Source organism: Pseudoalteromonas sp. SWYJ118 (assembly GCF_015864505.1).
GTDB lineage: Bacteria > Pseudomonadota > Gammaproteobacteria > Enterobacterales > Alteromonadaceae > Pseudoalteromonas > Pseudoalteromonas arctica.
The window spans coordinates 1-834 of the sequence record NZ_JADYXC010000066.1 but is presented as its reverse complement, the minus strand read 5'-3'; the positions used below and the strand labels follow the sequence as shown (position 1 = coordinate 834).

The following is an 834-nucleotide window of genomic DNA, read 5'->3' as shown; positions in this document are numbered from 1 at the left end:
GCGCTGTTAATACGCATACCCGATGATAAACGCTCCATTGATGTCGCTAAATCAGAACCTGATTGAGATAGGTTACGTTGTGCGTTTAATGAAGATACATTTGTGTTTACTGAAATCATAATAAAACTCCTGATTACTTTCGTAAAAGTACTGTTTTTATTTAACCAAGAGCCGTAACAAATTTATGTACAAGCCCCTTACTGATTAAGTTAACGGCAGGGAGTAAAATACCTTTAGCTTTTATTTATAAATAATTACAAATTCATGTTAATAAATTTATAACTTGTTGATTAGTTTGTTACTAGGGGTTAACTATGACACGAACTGCTTTTAAGACTTCTTATTGCAACTACACGGGTGTAGAACAATAGTAGGGGAATTGCCGAAAACAATTAAGTAACGAAATATTTAGCCTTGTTACAATACAATCATCTGTCGTTAAATAAAGCTCATATTGAGCCGATTGGTGCAATATCAAAACCAAATAAAAAGGAGATGACCAAAGTCATCTCCTTTTAAAATTATTATAAGTATTAGCTAAAATAGAGAAGTAGCTATTACCTTATTACTGTTAGCCTAATAGGCTAAGTGCAGTTTGCGGTAACTGATTTGCTTGCGACAAGATTGATGTACCTGCTTGTTGCAATATCTGGTTTTTAGTCATCTCAGCAGTTTCTGTTGCAAAGTCAGTATCTTGAATACGGCTGCGTGATGCAGATACGTTCTCTGATATGTTCGCTAAGTTACTTATTGTGTGGTCAAAACGATTTTGAACCGCACCTAAGCTCGCTCGTTGTGAGTCGATGTTTGCAATCGCGTTATCAATAATTGCTA

At 35.0% G+C, this 834-nt stretch carries 2 protein-coding genes; both read right to left on the bottom strand.

What is annotated here, in order from left to right; translation table 11 throughout:
* Positions 1-122 (bottom strand): flagellin N-terminal helical domain-containing protein (locus I6F48_RS21210; RefSeq protein WP_442960992.1); only part of this gene is annotated, 122 nt, incomplete at its 3' end.
* A gap of 449 nt (positions 123-571) precedes the next feature.
* Positions 572-834, bottom strand: a 263-nt coding sequence (locus I6F48_RS21205) for a flagellin (protein WP_197120249.1), incomplete at its 5' end; no start/stop codon positions are given.